Here is a 14,629-nt window from a genome sequence, read left to right as displayed (position 1 = left end):
CAGTTTCTTGACCGCGTCAGCCACACGGCCCGGTTCGAACACGTCCAATGCCTCGGGCGGTTTGCCCGTCGCGATGTTGCAGAAGGTGCAGGCGCGGGTGCAAACCTCGCCCATGATCATCATTGTGGCGTGCCCTTGCGACCAGCATTCGCCGACATTGGGACAACCCGCCTCTTCGCAAACAGTCACCAGCTTATGTTCGCGCATGATATCGCGCGTTGCCTTGTAACCATCCGATGTGGGGGCCTTGACCCTGATCCAGTCTGGTTTCTTGGGCTGCGCGCTGTCTGGCCGCCGCTGTTTCTCAGGGTGGCGCTGGGCAGGAATTTTCAAATCGCGTGTTGGCATAACCGGCTCCGTTCCGTCTTGATCAATACCTAGCCCCCACAGGGACCATTGTCCAACGCCACCGGCGGACCGCATGTCGGCACTGCGCCACGTGCATGGGAAGGTGGTCAGCCAATCAATGGCCCGTATTTGCCCTGTGTTTCTTGAAAATGTTGGTCCAGCCGCTGCAAAGCGATCCGCAGGACGATCTTTCCAGAACGCGCCGACCATCCCATTTTTTTCTCGGTCTGCTCCAGACCTTCCAGAAAACAGCAGCACCGCAGCACCACATCACCCAGTCCCGGACCAAGTTCCGCAAGCGCTGCGTGCAACCGGGCCCGTGCCGATACAGCGGCAGTGGGTGCATCCGACAAGGGTGTCGCGGGTCCGGCGGCCATGAACACATCCCAGCTTTCGATGGCGTCCATGCCCACCTGCGCCAATTCGAAATCCTCGCGCAGACGTTCGCCTGCCGTCACCAATCCGCGTTTCAGAAACGGTTCGCCATTCCGATCCTTGCGACGGGCCAGACCGACCAGCGGGCTTTCGGTGGCATGATAGCGCGGATTGCCGCGTGCCAATCCTTCGATCGTGACAATATCCCATGTCGCGTCGTCATCGTTGCGCGCACGCCGTTCGCCAAAACCATTGGCACGGTTTTCATCCTCGGCGGTCAACCGGCGCAGCGCAGCCCGCCCGTTGTTCGTGATGAAATACCGCGCGACACGTGCATCCGGGCGCGGGCAACCGATCCAGTCTTTCAGTGCCATCGCCTGTGCGATTTCCCGATCGACCACCGCAGTGCGCAATTGATCACCCGTATCGGTGTCACGCACAACCACGGCCGTTTCCATTTCGCGCCCCACAGCCAGAACAGCCCCCTGTTCGCACAGGCGCCGCAAGATGCACTTGGCCTCCTGGTCGATCCGCGCCTGTGTCAGCCCTGCGGCCTGCTGTGGTGTGGTGTCCGCATGCACAATATTCATTGTCTGAACTTCCCTTTTCTGGTCAATATCATGGACCGAGACCCGGGTAGAAAGTGACGTCAGCGCCGCATCAATCAGCGGATCGTCACGTCGGCCTTCAAAGCGGCGCACCTGCCGCAAGACCGTTGACGGATGACAATCGCTTGCCCGTGCAAGCGCCCTGATCGAAAGCCCCGTCTCTGTATGCACAAGATAATGACGCGCCGCGTCAGGCACCCAGTGCGGGAGACGGGCGGCTCTCTCAGGCCTTGATTGCAGGGTCATGTCATTCGTCCTCCTACCCAGAAGTCCCGACACGCATAGGAAGGTTCGTCAGCAGCGCTGACACATCAAATACTCAACCTAGGCGTGCTTCGTTACTTATTGGTTAATGGCGTGTTTTGCCCGTCAACTATTCTTTCGAAAAGATAAACAAATCTGACCGATGCGTTCTTAACTAATGGTGTTTCCGCAACGCCCGCCTTGCGTGTGTCATTCTTTGGCGACTCAACCAAAAGCCAGGAGCCATGACAGATGCAGGATCTACAGACACGAATCACCACACTCAAACGGCCGGCATTGCTGGCCCGCGCCGCCCGTTTTGGGGTTGATGAATACCGGCGCGACATTCATCTCCGCCGGATCCTGCAAGCAGACCCCCTGCCCCGATCGGCCGAGGCCGTGATGCGCCTTCTGGATCTGGAGCAGGATGCAGAATATCGCCGCAAATCACGCGACGGCAGCTATTCCGCTGCACGCCACGTTGAATTGCTGATCGCCATCGCCGGTGAAGCGCGGATCATGCAGGCAAGCCGGCTGCGCCTTATGTAAAGGCGTCGGGCATGCTGGCCTTTTTTTCGGCCACATAGGTGCGCAGACGGCCTTCGATTTCGGGGTCAAGCGCGGGCTGCTGATAAGTATCCAGCAGCTTTTGCACCCGGATCGTCGCCAGCTTCTGGGTGTCGCGTGCGCCTTCTTCATCCCATGTTTCAAATGGTTTGTAATCGAACAGGTCAGAGCGCCAGAAGGCCGTCTTGAAATTGGCCTGCGTATGCGCGCAGCCCAGATAATGCCCGCCGGGTCCGACCTCGGCGATGGCGTCCATGGCTTGTGCGTTTTCGGAAATGTCCACACCGCGGGCAAAGTGATGCAAGGTGCCCAACTGATCGGCATCCATGACAAACTTTTCGAAACTGGCAACCAGCCCGCCTTCCAGCCAGCCGCAAGCATGCAGCATGAAATTGACCCCCGACAACAGCCCCATTTGCAGGCTGTTTGATGTCTCGTATGCGGCCTGCGCATCGGGCAGTTTGGACCCGCAGAACGACCCCGCCGAGCGATACGGCAACCCCAGACGGCGTGCCAGCTGGCCCGCGCCATAGGTGATATGCGCAGCCTCTGGCGTGCCAAAAGTCGGCGCGCCCGAATTCATGTCGATCGAGGCCACGAATGTCCCCATGATCACAGGCGAACCGGGGCGCACAATCTGGGAATAGGCCACACCGGCCAGAACCTCTGCCAAAACCTGTGTCAGTGTGCCCGCAACAGACACGGGTGCCATCGCCCCGCCGACGATAAAGGGGCTGATGATCGAGGCTTGATTGTTTTTCGCAAATACTTCCAGCGCGCCCATCATGACGTTATCAAATGTCAGGGGCGAGTTGATGTTGATCAGCGACGTCATGACGGTGTTTTCCTGCACGAAGTCCTTGCCGAACAAAATCTCGCACATCTCAACCGAATCCTGCGCGCGGCTGGGCTCGGTCACTGACCCCATGAAGGGTTTGTCAGAGTAAATCATGTGGGTCAGCAACATATCCAGATGCCGCTTGTTGACCGGCACATCGGTGGGTTCGCAGACCGTGCCACCGGAATGATGCAGCCATTTGGACATATAGCCCAGCTTCACGAATTTTTCGAAATCGGCCATCGTGGCATAGCGCCGCCCGCCCTCGGCGTCGCGCACGAACGGCGGGCCATAGACGGGCGCCAGCACAAGGTTCTTGCCGCCAATCACCACATTTCGATCGGGATTGCGGGCGTGCTGGGTGAATTGCGACGGTGCTGTGCTGCACAGCTTGCGCGCCAAACCGCGCGGAATCCGCACGCGTTCGCCATCCACATGCGCACCGGCCTGCCGCCAGCGTTCCAGGGCTTCGGGGTTTTCAACGAAATTCACGCCGATCTCGGCCAGAACGGTTTCGGCGTTCGCCTCGATCACATCCAGCGCCTCTTCGGTCAGCACCTCGTAGTTGGGGATATTGCGCGCGATATATTTCGCGGTTTCGACACTGACTGCCGTGCGTTCGGCCCGGCGCGCCGCACCGCCGCCACCACGCGCACGACGGCCTGTTGTTACTGGTGCTTCGGACATGGCTGATCCCCTTGCTGCGTGATTTGGGGCTACTGATAACCGCACCTGCATCATCGTCCTGATGCTTTTGCGCCGTATCCGGCGCGAAAACGACATCGCTGCATCGCTTGCGGGGTCTTGCAACTGATGCGGCGCAATTCTATCAGACAGCATGACAGTCACATCCCATGAACGCCTTCTTATCATCGACTTCGGCAGCCAGGTTACCCAGCTGATCGCGCGCCGCCTGCGCGAACTGAATGTCTTTTGCGAAATTCACCCCTATCAGAACGTCACCGATGACTTTCTGCGCGAATTCGCGCCCAAGGCCGTGATCCTGTCGGGCGGCCCCGACAGCGTGACGCGCCCCGGATCGCCGCGCGCGCCTCAACGGGTGTTCGAACTTGGCGTGCCGGTGCTGGGCATCTGCTATGGCCAGCAAACCATGATGGCCCAACTGGGCGGCAAGGTGGAACGCGGGCATGGCACGGCGGAATTCGGCCGCGCCTATGTGACCCCGGTGGGCAAGCTGGCGTTGCTGGACGGTTGGTTCCTGACCGACCGCGAACAAGTCTGGATGAGCCATGGCGACCATGTTTCTGAAATTGCACCGGGTTTCGCAGTTTACGGCACATCACCCAACGCGCCCTTTGCCGTTACGGCGGACGTGGCGCGCAACTTCTACGCAGTGCAATTCCACCCCGAAGTTCACCACACCCCGAACGGTGCAAAGCTATATGAAAACTTCGTCCGCATCGCGGGCTTTACCGGCGACTGGACCATGGGCGCCTACCGCGAAGAAGCGATCCGGCTGATCCGCGAACAGGTCGGTGACCGGCAGGTGATTTGCGGTCTGTCTGGCGGTGTGGACAGTTCCGTCGCAGCGGTGCTGATCCACGAGGCGATCGGCGACCAACTCACCTGCGTTTTCGTCGATCACGGGCTGCTGCGGCTGGGCGAGGCCGAAGAGGTCGTGACCATGTTCCGCGACCATTATAACATGCCGCTGATTCATGCGGACGAGCAAGAGTTGTTCCTGGGTGAGCTTGACGGCGTAAGCGACCCGGAAACAAAGCGAAAAATCATTGGCCGCCTGTTCATCGACGTTTTCCAGAAATATGCCAACGGCATCGAAGGCGCGGAATTTCTGGCGCAAGGCACGCTCTATCCCGATGTGATCGAATCCGTGTCGTTTTCAGGTGGCCCGTCAGTCACGATCAAAAGCCACCACAATGTCGGCGGCCTGCCCGAAAAGATGGGCCTGAAACTGGTCGAGCCCCTGCGCGAATTGTTCAAGGACGAAGTGCGCGCACTGGGTGCCGAACTTGGTCTGCCGCCCAGTTTCATCGGGCGCCACCCCTTTCCCGGCCCCGGTCTTGCCATCCGTTGCCCCGGCGAGATTACCCGCGAAAAGCTGGATATCTTGCGCAAGGCCGATGCTGTCTATATCGACCAGATCCGCAAACACGGGCTGTATGACGACATCTGGCAAGCCTTTGTCGCGATCCTGCCAGTACGTACCGTCGGCGTGATGGGTGACGGGCGCACGTATGATTTCGCCTGCGCCTTGCGGGCGGTAACGTCGGTGGACGGGATGACAGCGGATTATTATCCGTTCAGCCATGAGTTCCTGGGTGAAACGGCAACCCGGATCATCAACGAAGTGCAGGGGATCAACCGCGTGACCTATGACATCACCTCCAAACCTCCCGGAACGATCGAGTGGGAATGACCTCCTAGCGTTTTAACGCCTCCAACAACAATTCCGCCCCGAATTCCCCCGCAGCACATGCGGCCAGATCACCGCCCTGCCCGCGTTGGAACCAAGCGTCGCGGGCGTCCAGTGTCACACTGACACGCGGTCCGATCCGCAAGGGATCACGGCCCCAATGTGCGTCTGCAAGGGGATCACGACCAAACCAGTCAGTCAGCCTCGACGGCGACAGACCCGCGCGCGCCATCAGAAATCCGGCCATGCAATCCACCTGCCGTTCGACCAGCCCGCGCAGCATCTGTTCCTCATCCCGGCGTGATCTGATCTGCGCAAGTGCGGTATCCGCCACCCCGTGCTGCACCTGCACCGCATGCCCAAAGGCGTGACCGACCAGATAGGCCGCCTGCGGCAGGCGGGCGGCGGCGGGGGTGACAAATATCCTGTTTTGCGAGGTGCAATAAACAACCTGATCGTTCACCGCGCCATCTGCACCGCAGATCCCGTCAATCGTTTCGACACGGGCCACGGATGGCATCCCGTCGAATGCAGCATGCGCCGCGCGCGCCACATCATCAACCGGATCGGCAACAGCAGGCGTCATCAGCGCGACCATTGCACAGATACACCACCGCATGCAGGCTCCTCTCCAACACTTCACAGCGTCACCTAGGCCGAAAAGCAGCACTTGCAAATCGGGCCGCGACGGTGACAGATCACTATATGAATACGAACATCAAAGCAGCCTTCTGGATGATCGGCGCCATCGCATCATTTACGACGATGGCGGTCGCGGGCCGTGCCGTCAGCCTGGAACTCGATACGTTCGAAATCATGCTCTACCGCAGCTTGACAGGGATCGTCATCGTGGCGGGCGTCGCAATCATGGCGGGAACATGGGGCCAGGTCGGACGCCGGCGCCTTGGCCTGCATTTCATCCGTAACATCTGCCATTTTGCCGGCCAGAACCTGTGGTTCTTCGCCATTTCCGCAATCCCGCTGGCGCAAGTCTTTGCATTGGAATTCACAACGCCGGTGTGGGTGATCCTGCTGTCGCCATTGCTGTTGGGGGAACGCCTGACGCGGACAGGGATGATCGCCGCTGTGCTGGGCTTTGTCGGCATTCTGATTGTTGCGCGACCTGACCCGGACAACCTTAGTCCGGGGCTTCTGGCTGCGGCAGGATGCGCGGTATTCTTTGCGCTCAGCGCGATTTTCACGCGCAAGCTGACCCGCACGGAAAGCATTACGACAATTCTGATCTATCTGACAACGATGCAAGCTGTTTTCGGTCTGATCTGTGCGGGGTTTGACGGGGATATTGCCCTGCCTTCAATGACTTCACTCCCATGGGTGATTCTGATTGGCTGCGCGGGCCTGCTGGCGCATTTCTGCCTGACAACAGCACTTGGGCTTGCGCCGGCCAGCATTGTCATGCCGATGGATTTTGCACGACTGCCAACAATCGCCGTTATCGGCATGTTGGTTTACGATGAACCCCTGCAAGTATTGGTCTTTGTCGGCGCCGCAGTGATTTTCGTGGCGAATTATATCAACATTACCCAGTCGGTGCCAAAACGCTGGCGCGTGAAATCGGCCGGATAGGTCCCGGGCCAAGGGCGAGAATGACAATTTTGTGACGCCACGGCGCAACCCGCATACTGACGTAGCGTCAATAATTGACGTAATCCTTAGGCAAAACCTACGGTGACAGCACACGAATTGTTCATGGTAGGGATGAGGACATGAAACACGTAACAACAGCAGGGGCAGCCCTGCTGCTGACGACAACAATTGCAACTGCAGGGGGACTTGACCGTTCTGGCCAGAGCGTCAGCGCATTGTTCGAGGATGGCACATATGTCGAACTGAGCTTTGGCTACGTCATTCCGGAACTGTCTGGCGCGGTGACAACTGCGCCCAGTATCGGCAGCGGCAACATCGGGGTCGATTACAGCCAATTCAGCGCTGCGGTCAAACGCGATCTGAATGAGCAGTTGTCCTATGCGCTGATCATCGATCAGCCCTATGGCGCAAACGTCGCTTTTGATGAAGCCGATTTGGCGTATCCTGCAGAAGGAACCCAGGCAGAGGTCCGCAGCACGGGTATTACCGTCTTGGGACGCTACAAGTTCGACGAAAACTTCAGCGTGCATGGTGGGCTTCGCGCCGTGACGATCGATGCGGACGCGCTTGTTGTCCTAGGTGGCACCCCTTATGACGCATCTTACGACAGCGACACACAGTTCGCATACGTCGTCGGCGGCGCATACGAGCGGCCTGAAATTGCGCTTCGCCTGGCGTTGACCTACACATCCGCGATGGATATCACCCACGCGACGACCGTCGGTGGTGCATCCGTGCCGGACACGGAATATGAGATCCCGCAAAGCGTGAACCTCGACTTTCAGACGGGTGTTGCCGCAGATACGCTTCTTTTCGGCTCCGTAAGATGGGTTGAATGGACCAAGACCCAGATCAACAGCTTCGACTATCCCCTCAACCCAATCGTCGGATATGACAACGACACCTTCACCTATAACCTCGGTGTCGGTCGGCGTTTCTCTGACGTGTTCGCCGGCTCGGTCTCTGTCGGATACGAAAAATCCAACGGCGGCGTGGCAAGCAACCTTGCGCCCACTGATGGGAATTCCAGCGTTTCGTTGGGCGGAGCCTATACATTGGACAACGGTGTCGAGATTTCGGGCGGTGTGCGCTATATCCTCATCGGTGATGCGGAAACAAGCTTTGCCACTTTTCAGGACAATACCGCTACCGCTATTGGTCTGAAGGTCGCATATACCTACTGAAAATACCAGATGACACCATCAGGCCCCGCATTTCAATGCGGGGCCTTTTTCATTCCATCCGGGCCAGCACCGCGCGCGCGGCGCGCAGGCCCGGTGCTTCGCCGCCCTGTCCCAGACGCGCCATTGTCAGTGCCATGGCGGCGTTTTGCGCGTCAGGGTGTGCCAGCACATCCAGCACGGCATCAGCAATCGGCCCCGGCTGGCAGGCCTTGCCGATGAATTCCGGCACCACGCGCGTGTCGCTGACCAGATTAACCAGCGTCACCGTGTCAATCCGCAACATACGGCTGATGATGACCCGGCTAAGCGGGGCCATGTCATAGGCGATCACCATCGGCGTGCCGTTTGCTGCCAGTTCCAGCGACACGGTGCCAGATGCCGCAAGCGCAACATCCGCCCGTTTGAACCACGCCGCCTTGTCCGCTGATCCGGGCGGCAGGACCGTGACCGGCACGGGCCAATCTGCCACCTTTTCGCGCACCAGATCGTGCACGCCACCGGTTGTCGGGATCACAAACCGCGCATCCTGCACGGATGCGGCAATCAGGCCCACTGCTTCGCCAAAACGATCGGCCAGGCGGCCTACCTCGCCCTTGCGGCTGCCGGGCAGGACCAGAACGACCGTGCCTTCGCCAATGGCGGCAGCGGCATCCGGTGATGCCACGGGGTCAGACACGACAGGATGTCCGACAAAATCGCAATCCATTCCGGCGGCCTGCATGTATGGCGGCTCGAACGGAAACAAGGCCAGCACATGGTCGATATGGCGCGCCATTTTCGCCGCCCGCCCGGGGCGCCACGCCCAGACTGTGGGGGCCACGTAATGCACCGTGCGGATATTGCTGTGCGCCTTGACCCGTCTGGCCACGCGCAGGCAGAAATCGGGGCTGTCGATCGTGATCAACACATCGGGCCGTGTGTCCAGAACCGCATCTGCCATCTGCCTGATGCGCGCCTTGAGAGCGCGATATTTCGGCAGGATTTCAGCCAGCCCCATAACGCTGAGTTCATCCATCGCAAAGCGGCTGACCAGCCCTTGTGCCTGCATCAGGGGGCCGCCCACACCGTCGAATGACACATCCGGCCGCAACTGCCGCAGCCCCGCCATCAAGGCGGCACCCAGCTTATCGCCCGATGCCTCGCCCGCGATCACAAAAACCCTCATGTATCGCCCCGTGGCCGCACCCACAGAAACAGGCCGTGGTCGTCCAGAATGGAAAGCACTTGCGCAAGGTCCAAGACCATCACGCCACCCGCTTCGATCACGATCCCCGCCATACCTGCATCTGCCGACGCACGCGCCGTGGCCGGCCCGATCAGCGGCAGATCGGCGCGGCGGTCCTGCTGGGGTTTGGGTGCCTTGAACAGGATCGCGCCGCCCGTCTCAGCCTTCGGCTGGACCGGGCCACCGACCAGATCAACCACCCAATCCATCGCGGATCCAAAAACACCGCCCAGCGGATCAGCCGCCATCGTCGCCTGCCCACCTGGCATCGACACGGCCCGCAACATCGCGTCGGTGCCTTGTGCTGTTTCGCGCGCGATGACGTCACCCCTGCGGATCACACAGGCCTGCCCCGCATCGGCCACCCCCATCTGCGCGACACAAGATTCCCCCACCATAGCGTCGGTTGCATGATGTTGGCTTGGCCGGGCGCGGGTCAGCACACCTGCCCCGGGCAACAGATCGGGTGCCACGTCATGGGCTGCAAGAACCGTAAACCCGGTCTCTTCCATGATACCGATGATCACCCGCAACGCGGCGTCGTCACCTTGGGTCAAGGCCAATTGCAGTCGCGGAACAAGCGGGGCGGTGGCGGCATCAATCAACGCCGGATCCACGGGCGGACGGCGCACCGCCCCAGCCATGCAGATGTGCGTCACACCCCGATTGCGCAGATCCGTCAGGAAACTGCCCAGATGTTCGATCCGAAAGGTCAGATCAGGATCAATCGCCGGTGTAAAACCGCGCATCGCACAAACCAGCGGGCGTTCGGGTAAACGCTTTATCAGTTCCCCTGGCAGATCACCGGTGCCTGCGATCAGCGCAAGCATCAGCCGGGCGTCAGGAAATTGCGGTCGGTGTCACCAAGGATAAAGCCGACCATTTGCTGAACGTAGTCACTTTCACTTTCTTCGGCCAAACGCTGGGCACGGACCTGAAATGTTCCTTCGCCGTCGCGCAGCATCTGAAACGCCGCACGTAATGCGGTGATGTCGGCACGGTCAACGCCCTTGCGTTTAAGTCCGACCAGATTAAGCCCGTCCAACACCGCGCGTGGCCCCTGCACCAACCCATGCGGGACCACATCCTTGGTCACCATTGACAAAGCACCGATGATGGCCCCCTGCCCGATCCGCACCCATTGATGCACGCCACACAGCCCGCCAATGATCACATCATCCTCGATCACGCAATGTCCGGCGACAGCCGTGGAATTTACGACAATCACCCGGTTCCCCACCTGCACGTCATGGGCAATATGGCATCCTGCCATGAACAGCCCGTCGTCGCCCACGCGGGTTTCGGCCCCGCCGCCGGCGGTTCCGGTGTTCATCGTGACATGTTCACGGATACGGTTGCGGGCCCCGATGCGCAGCCGGGTCTTTTCGCCACCGAACTTCAAATCCTGCGGAATTTCCCCGATGACCGCAAATGGGAACACTTCGGTCTTTGGGCCGATATGCGTGTCGCCATCAATCACGACGTGGCTTTTCAGGATCACGTTGTCGCCCAACACGACCTCGGACCCGACCAGGCAAAAGGGGCCGATCTTGCACCCATCGCCAATCACCGCGCCTTCGGCGATCACGGCAGAGGGATGAATATCCGCCGTCACCCCTGCAAGTCCATCATCGCGGTAAATTCGGCCTCGGCGGCCATTTCACCATCCACCGTGGCAACCCCTTTAAAGCGCCAGACCTTGCCGCCGGGTTTGCCACGCGTCGTTTCAACCTTCATTTCCAGCACATCACCGGGCACCACCTTGCGGCGGAACTTGCACCCGTCGATGGCCATGAAATACACCAGCAAATTGCCTTCGGTCAGGCCAAGCGACGCCCCGACCATCACGGCTGTGGTCTGCGCCATCGCCTCGACGATGGTCACGCCGGGCATGATGGGATTGCCCGGGAAATGGCCCTGAAAATGCGGCTCGTTCATGGTGACGTTCTTGATCCCCACCGCAGACGTGGTGCCATTGATGCTGTGAACCTTGTCCACAAGCAGGAAAGGATAGCGATGTGGCAGGATTTTCTGGATCAGCTGGATGTCAGCAACGGTCACAGGATCGGTCATGTCAGGGCAGCTCCTTGTTTTTCTTGGCGGCACACCAAACCGCGCCCGTTCTGACTAGCAAGGCAAGCGGTGGCGGGCAAGCGCGCGCTACTCGGTACCGTTGCCCAGTTCCGTATCAATCCGGGCAATCGCGGCGTCGGTAATATTGGCCGCACGGACCGAAAGGATCACCATGCGCTGTTCCAGCACCATCGCGGCCCCGCGTTCCAGCATGATATTCGCAACGATTCCCTGCACCCTTTCTTCAAAGCGGGCGCGCCGTTCAACGCTGGCCTGTTGGAGTTCAAGGTTCTTGGCGTCCCGCACGCGGCGCACATCCTGCACCTTGGCGTCAAAGGCTTCGGCCGCGATCCGAAAAGCCTCTGGCGTCATCTCGGAGCGGCGCAGTGTCAGGCTGCGTTCCTCCTCGGTCAGTTCCTGAACGATCCGGTCATTTTCCGCCTGCACTGCCGCCGCCTGTGCCGCAAGATCGGCGGCGATCTGCCGCCCATAAAGCGTTTCGACGAACAGCCGGTCCGTGTCCACGATCAACACCTGCGGCGACAGCTGCTGTGCCCCCGCAGGAAACGCCAGCAGCAGCCAGACCAAAAAGCCACGCAAAACAATCATCAGAAACTGGTCGAGATTGTCACGTCAAACGATTTTGGCCTGTCCCGGTCCTGCACGTCGAGCGGTTCGGTAAAGTTGAACCGCAAAGGCCCGATCGGGGTCGTCCAGAAGATCGAGGCGCCGACGACCGAACGACCTATGAAGTCGTCATAGATCACGCCCGCATCATAGCCCGCGTCCCAGACCGACCCGTAATCGACGAACACACCGCCGGTGATGCCGTATTCGCTGGGCAAGCCAAGCGGAAATTCCGCCTCGAGCCGCGCCACGGCAAAGGCATTGCCCCCCAGCGCATCGTCAGTTGCATCATCGCGCGGGCCGATTCCGCCGGGTTCAAAACCGCGCATCAGGCGACTGCCCAGAAAAAACCGGTCCGTCACGCGGCTGGCGCCTTTTTCATAGCTCAGATAGCCGCCTTCGATCGTCGCCCGAAGGGTAACTTCTTCGTTCAGAATACGCGCCTCTGCGCCGGCCAGCGCGGTCGTCTTGATGAATTGCGCATCCCCAAAACCAAACTCCTGACCAAACCGCAGCAGAATGCCCGCGTTCGGGTTCAACCCCGTGCGGCGCGTATCGAAACTGTAACTATAGCCCAGCGATGTGGTCGCAACGCGCCCTACGGCGACCTCTCCCTGGATGATCGTGCTGGTGGTTGTGGGATCAAACAGATCGGCGCTTTCATAAGCAGTAAAGACCGTGAACCGCCCGTTTTCACTGATCGGAAAGCTAAGCGCGGGGCTGAAGCGGAAAGTCTCTGTGTCATAACTGGCGTTTTCATTGTCGGTGATCCGATAGGACAGATCGACACCAAGACGCAGGTCACGGCCCAGTAATTGCGGTTCGCTAAAACTGAATCCCAGACGCTGGTTGCTTTCAGCAGTCGATACATCAAGGCTCAGCCGCTGACCGCGGCCCTGAAAATTGCTCTGGCTATAAGAGGCGATCAGACCGACGCCGGTATCACTGTTGTAGTTTGCTCCAAACGTCAGGGTTCCTGTCGGCCCTTCCACCACGTCGACATCGATGATGACCTGATTGGGAGCGCTGCCTTGACGTGTATCGACATTGGAATTCGCAAAGAACCCCAATGCACGAATCCGCCTTGCGCTTTCCCGGATTTCACGCGGGTTGAACGGGTCGCCTTCGACCACGCGGATCTGGTTGCGGATCACCCGGTCAAGCGTGGTGCCGTTCCCGCGAATGTTGATCCGTTCCACAAAGACACGCGGGCCGGGCACAAGCGCATACGTCAGGTTCAGCGCCAGCGCACGATCATCGCGCGTGATGCGCGGTTCAACCCGTACGAAATTCAGCCCCTTTTGCAGCGCAAGACGTTCCAGACGCGTGATATCGGTTTCGATTGGCACGGGTGAATAGGTCGCACCGGCGCGCACGCGCACCGCATCCTGAAATGCGACCGGATCAAGCCCTGGAATTTCGCTGATCACGGTGACATTGCCAAAGCTGAACCTCTGGCCTTCGCGCAGGTTGAACGTCACAAGATAGGCGTCACGTTCGCGGGTCAGGGCCACATCGACGTTCTGCACGACCATGTCGACATAGCCGCGCGACCGGTAAAAATCGGTCAGCAATTCGCGATCTTGCGCGATCCGGTCGGGCGAATAGGTATCGCGGGAAATGATGGCGCGCAGCAGACCGGCCTGTTTGGTATCCAGCACGCGGCGCAAGCGGCCTTCTGAATAGGTACGGTTGCCAAGAAATGAGATGCGTTCGATCTCCGTCACGCCGGCCTCGACGACCTCGAACACAAGATCGACCCGGTTATCACTGCGGCGGATGATGCGCGGTGTCACGGTGGCGTTGATCCGGCCCTGCTGGGCGTAGGCCTGCGTAATCGCGACGGTATCACGTTCGGCCTGCGCGGGGCTGTAAACCCGGCGTGGCTGCGATTCGACCAGCGTCAGAAGTTGCGCGTCGCGGATCCGCGCGTTGCCTTCGATATTGATGCGGTTGATGGTCGGAAACTCGACAACATCAATCACCAGCGTGCCGCCGCGCGGGGTTACGGTCACGCTTTCGAACAGGCCGGATTCACGAATCCGCTGCACCGCCTCGTTCAGTTCGGCAGCGGTCAGCGTCTGGCCAGCGTCAAGTCCGGCAAATGTCAGTATCGTGCCATCGGCAACCCGCTGATTGCCTTCGATCACAAAGCTCGAAAAGCTGAAGCTTTGCGCCGTCGCTGTCGTGCTGAACACGGCCAATAGCAACACCAGCCCAAGCCGCCTTGCCGCTGCAGCCACATTTTGCGCCAAAGCGCGCCCCGCCAGATTTTGCATCATGATCGCCCGATTGTTCGCACCCCAGTTGCAATCGGAAGTAGCCGCATTGGACGCGGATGTCAAAATGACAAACACCGCCTGAAAAGAGAACGTTCAGGGACAGAAAAGCAGATCGTTCAGCACGGTGAACGCCATCAACGTCAAGAGCAGCGACAGGCCCATGACCATGAAGACGCGGATCGCCGTTTCGCTTGGTTTGCGCCGCGCAACGGCCTCGTACGCATAAAAGACCAGATGCCCGCCATCCAGAACCGGG

General features: G+C 59.7%; 13 protein-coding genes and 2 pseudogenes. 4 read left to right on the top strand and 11 right to left on the bottom strand.

Features of this window, described 5'->3' with window-relative positions; genetic code table 11:
* Window positions 1–348: pseudogene (locus ACTG4B_RS14480) on the bottom strand (lipoyl synthase); the annotation flags it as partial.
* A gap of 107 nt (window positions 349–455) precedes the next feature.
* Window positions 456–1,577 (bottom strand): DUF6456 domain-containing protein, encoded by a 1,122-nt coding sequence (locus tag ACTG4B_RS14475; RefSeq protein WP_439156411.1) that lies wholly within the window; start codon window positions 1,575–1,577, stop codon window positions 456–458.
* A 249-nt stretch (window positions 1,578–1,826) separates the two neighbouring features.
* Between ACTG4B_RS14475 and ACTG4B_RS14470 the strand changes: the two genes are divergently transcribed.
* Window positions 1,827–2,123, top strand: coding sequence for a DUF6477 family protein (locus tag ACTG4B_RS14470; RefSeq protein ID WP_439156410.1), 297 nt, complete (start codon window positions 1,827–1,829; stop codon window positions 2,121–2,123).
* Here ACTG4B_RS14470 and ACTG4B_RS14465 read toward each other — a convergent pair.
* Window positions 2,116–3,666 carry a trimethylamine methyltransferase family protein gene (locus ACTG4B_RS14465; protein WP_439156409.1) on the bottom strand — a complete coding sequence of 517 codons (1,551 nt, stop codon included), beginning with the start codon at window positions 3,664–3,666 and terminating at the stop codon, window positions 2,116–2,118. The two genes, ACTG4B_RS14470 and ACTG4B_RS14465, sit on opposite strands and share 8 nt — an antisense overlap.
* Window positions 3,667–3,817: 151 nt before the next feature.
* Between ACTG4B_RS14465 and guaA the strand changes: the two genes are divergently transcribed.
* The gene (guaA, locus tag ACTG4B_RS14460) at window positions 3,818–5,377 is read left to right on the top strand and encodes a glutamine-hydrolyzing GMP synthase (protein ID WP_439156408.1); all 1,560 of its coding nucleotides are present in this window, start codon (window positions 3,818–3,820) and stop codon (window positions 5,375–5,377) included.
* Between the two features lie 4 nt (window positions 5,378–5,381).
* Here the strand turns inward: guaA and ACTG4B_RS14455 are convergent, their stop codons facing one another.
* Complete coding sequence (locus ACTG4B_RS14455) at window positions 5,382–5,993, bottom strand: hypothetical protein (protein ID WP_439156407.1); 612 nt, start codon at window positions 5,991–5,993, stop codon at window positions 5,382–5,384.
* Window positions 5,994–6,079: 86 nt separating this feature from the next.
* Between ACTG4B_RS14455 and ACTG4B_RS14450 the strand changes: the two genes are divergently transcribed.
* Both ACTG4B_RS14450 and ACTG4B_RS14445 read left to right on the top strand, forming a co-directional pair.
* Window positions 6,080–6,961: a DMT family transporter gene (locus ACTG4B_RS14450; protein ID WP_439156406.1), complete on the top strand. Its 882-nt coding sequence runs from the start codon at window positions 6,080–6,082 to the stop codon at window positions 6,959–6,961.
* Between the two features lie 140 nt (window positions 6,962–7,101).
* A complete protein-coding gene (locus ACTG4B_RS14445) occupies window positions 7,102–8,166 on the top strand; it encodes a transporter (protein WP_439156405.1) in 1,065 nt (354 codons plus the stop codon).
* A 49-nt stretch (window positions 8,167–8,215) separates the two neighbouring features.
* Here the strand turns inward: ACTG4B_RS14445 and lpxB are convergent, their stop codons facing one another.
* The 7 genes and pseudogenes from lpxB to ACTG4B_RS14410 form a co-directional block, all read right to left on the bottom strand.
* The gene (gene lpxB, locus ACTG4B_RS14440; RefSeq protein ID WP_439156404.1) at window positions 8,216–9,331 is read right to left on the bottom strand and encodes a lipid-A-disaccharide synthase; all 1,116 of its coding nucleotides are present in this window, start codon (window positions 9,329–9,331) and stop codon (window positions 8,216–8,218) included.
* Complete coding sequence (locus ACTG4B_RS14435; RefSeq protein WP_439156403.1) at window positions 9,328–10,221, bottom strand: LpxI family protein; 894 nt, start codon at window positions 10,219–10,221, stop codon at window positions 9,328–9,330. The genes lpxB and ACTG4B_RS14435 overlap by 4 nt, the downstream gene beginning before the upstream one ends.
* Entirely contained in the window at window positions 10,221–11,006 is a 786-nt protein-coding gene (gene lpxA, locus ACTG4B_RS14430) for an acyl-ACP--UDP-N-acetylglucosamine O-acyltransferase (RefSeq protein WP_439156402.1), read from the bottom strand. Before lpxA ends, ACTG4B_RS14435 begins: the two co-directional genes overlap by 1 nt.
* Window positions 11,003–11,464, bottom strand: coding sequence for a 3-hydroxyacyl-ACP dehydratase FabZ (gene fabZ, locus ACTG4B_RS14425; protein WP_439156401.1), 462 nt, complete (start codon window positions 11,462–11,464; stop codon window positions 11,003–11,005). The genes lpxA and fabZ overlap by 4 nt, the downstream gene beginning before the upstream one ends.
* 87 nt (window positions 11,465–11,551) lie before the next feature.
* On the bottom strand, window positions 11,552–12,073 hold the full coding sequence (locus tag ACTG4B_RS14420; protein WP_439156400.1) for an OmpH family outer membrane protein: 522 nt from the start codon (window positions 12,071–12,073) through the stop codon (window positions 11,552–11,554).
* Window positions 12,073–14,370 carry an outer membrane protein assembly factor BamA gene (gene bamA / locus ACTG4B_RS14415; RefSeq protein ID WP_439156412.1) on the bottom strand — a complete coding sequence of 766 codons (2,298 nt, stop codon included), beginning with the start codon at window positions 14,368–14,370 and terminating at the stop codon, window positions 12,073–12,075. The genes ACTG4B_RS14420 and bamA overlap by 1 nt, the downstream gene beginning before the upstream one ends.
* A gap of 96 nt (window positions 14,371–14,466) precedes the next feature.
* A pseudogene (locus ACTG4B_RS14410) lies at window positions 14,467–14,629 on the bottom strand (RIP metalloprotease RseP); the annotation flags it as partial.

This window comes from Yoonia sp. (genome assembly GCF_965660735.1).
Lineage (GTDB): Bacteria > Pseudomonadota > Alphaproteobacteria > Rhodobacterales > Rhodobacteraceae > Yoonia.
This window is presented reverse-complemented; position numbering and strand designations above follow the sequence as displayed.

What these genes read in the sequence shown, in the direction of transcription:
- ACTG4B_RS14475 (WP_439156411.1), bottom strand. Translation starts at nt 1,577, where the DNA reads ATGACCCTGCAATCAAGGCCTGAGAGAGCCGCCCGTCTCCCGCACTGG.
- ACTG4B_RS14470 (WP_439156410.1), top strand. Translation starts at nt 1,827, where the DNA reads ATGCAGGATCTACAGACACGAATCACCACACTCAAACGGCCGGCATTG.
- ACTG4B_RS14465 (WP_439156409.1), bottom strand. Translation starts at nt 3,666, where the DNA reads ATGTCCGAAGCACCAGTAACAACAGGCCGTCGTGCGCGTGGTGGCGGC.
- guaA (WP_439156408.1), top strand. Translation starts at nt 3,818, where the DNA reads ATGACAGTCACATCCCATGAACGCCTTCTTATCATCGACTTCGGCAGC.
- ACTG4B_RS14455 (WP_439156407.1), bottom strand. Translation starts at nt 5,993, where the DNA reads ATGCGGTGGTGTATCTGTGCAATGGTCGCGCTGATGACGCCTGCTGTT.
- ACTG4B_RS14450 (WP_439156406.1), top strand. Translation starts at nt 6,080, where the DNA reads ATGAATACGAACATCAAAGCAGCCTTCTGGATGATCGGCGCCATCGCA.
- ACTG4B_RS14445 (WP_439156405.1), top strand. Translation starts at nt 7,102, where the DNA reads ATGAAACACGTAACAACAGCAGGGGCAGCCCTGCTGCTGACGACAACA.
- lpxB (WP_439156404.1), bottom strand. Translation starts at nt 9,331, where the DNA reads ATGAGGGTTTTTGTGATCGCGGGCGAGGCATCGGGCGATAAGCTGGGT.
- ACTG4B_RS14435 (WP_439156403.1), bottom strand. Translation starts at nt 10,221, where the DNA reads ATGCTTGCGCTGATCGCAGGCACCGGTGATCTGCCAGGGGAACTGATA.
- fabZ (WP_439156401.1), bottom strand. Translation starts at nt 11,464, where the DNA reads ATGACCGATCCTGTGACCGTTGCTGACATCCAGCTGATCCAGAAAATC.
- ACTG4B_RS14420 (WP_439156400.1), bottom strand. Translation starts at nt 12,073, where the DNA reads ATGATTGTTTTGCGTGGCTTTTTGGTCTGGCTGCTGCTGGCGTTTCCT.
- bamA (WP_439156412.1), bottom strand. Translation starts at nt 14,370, where the DNA reads ATGCAAAATCTGGCGGGGCGCGCTTTGGCGCAAAATGTGGCTGCAGCG.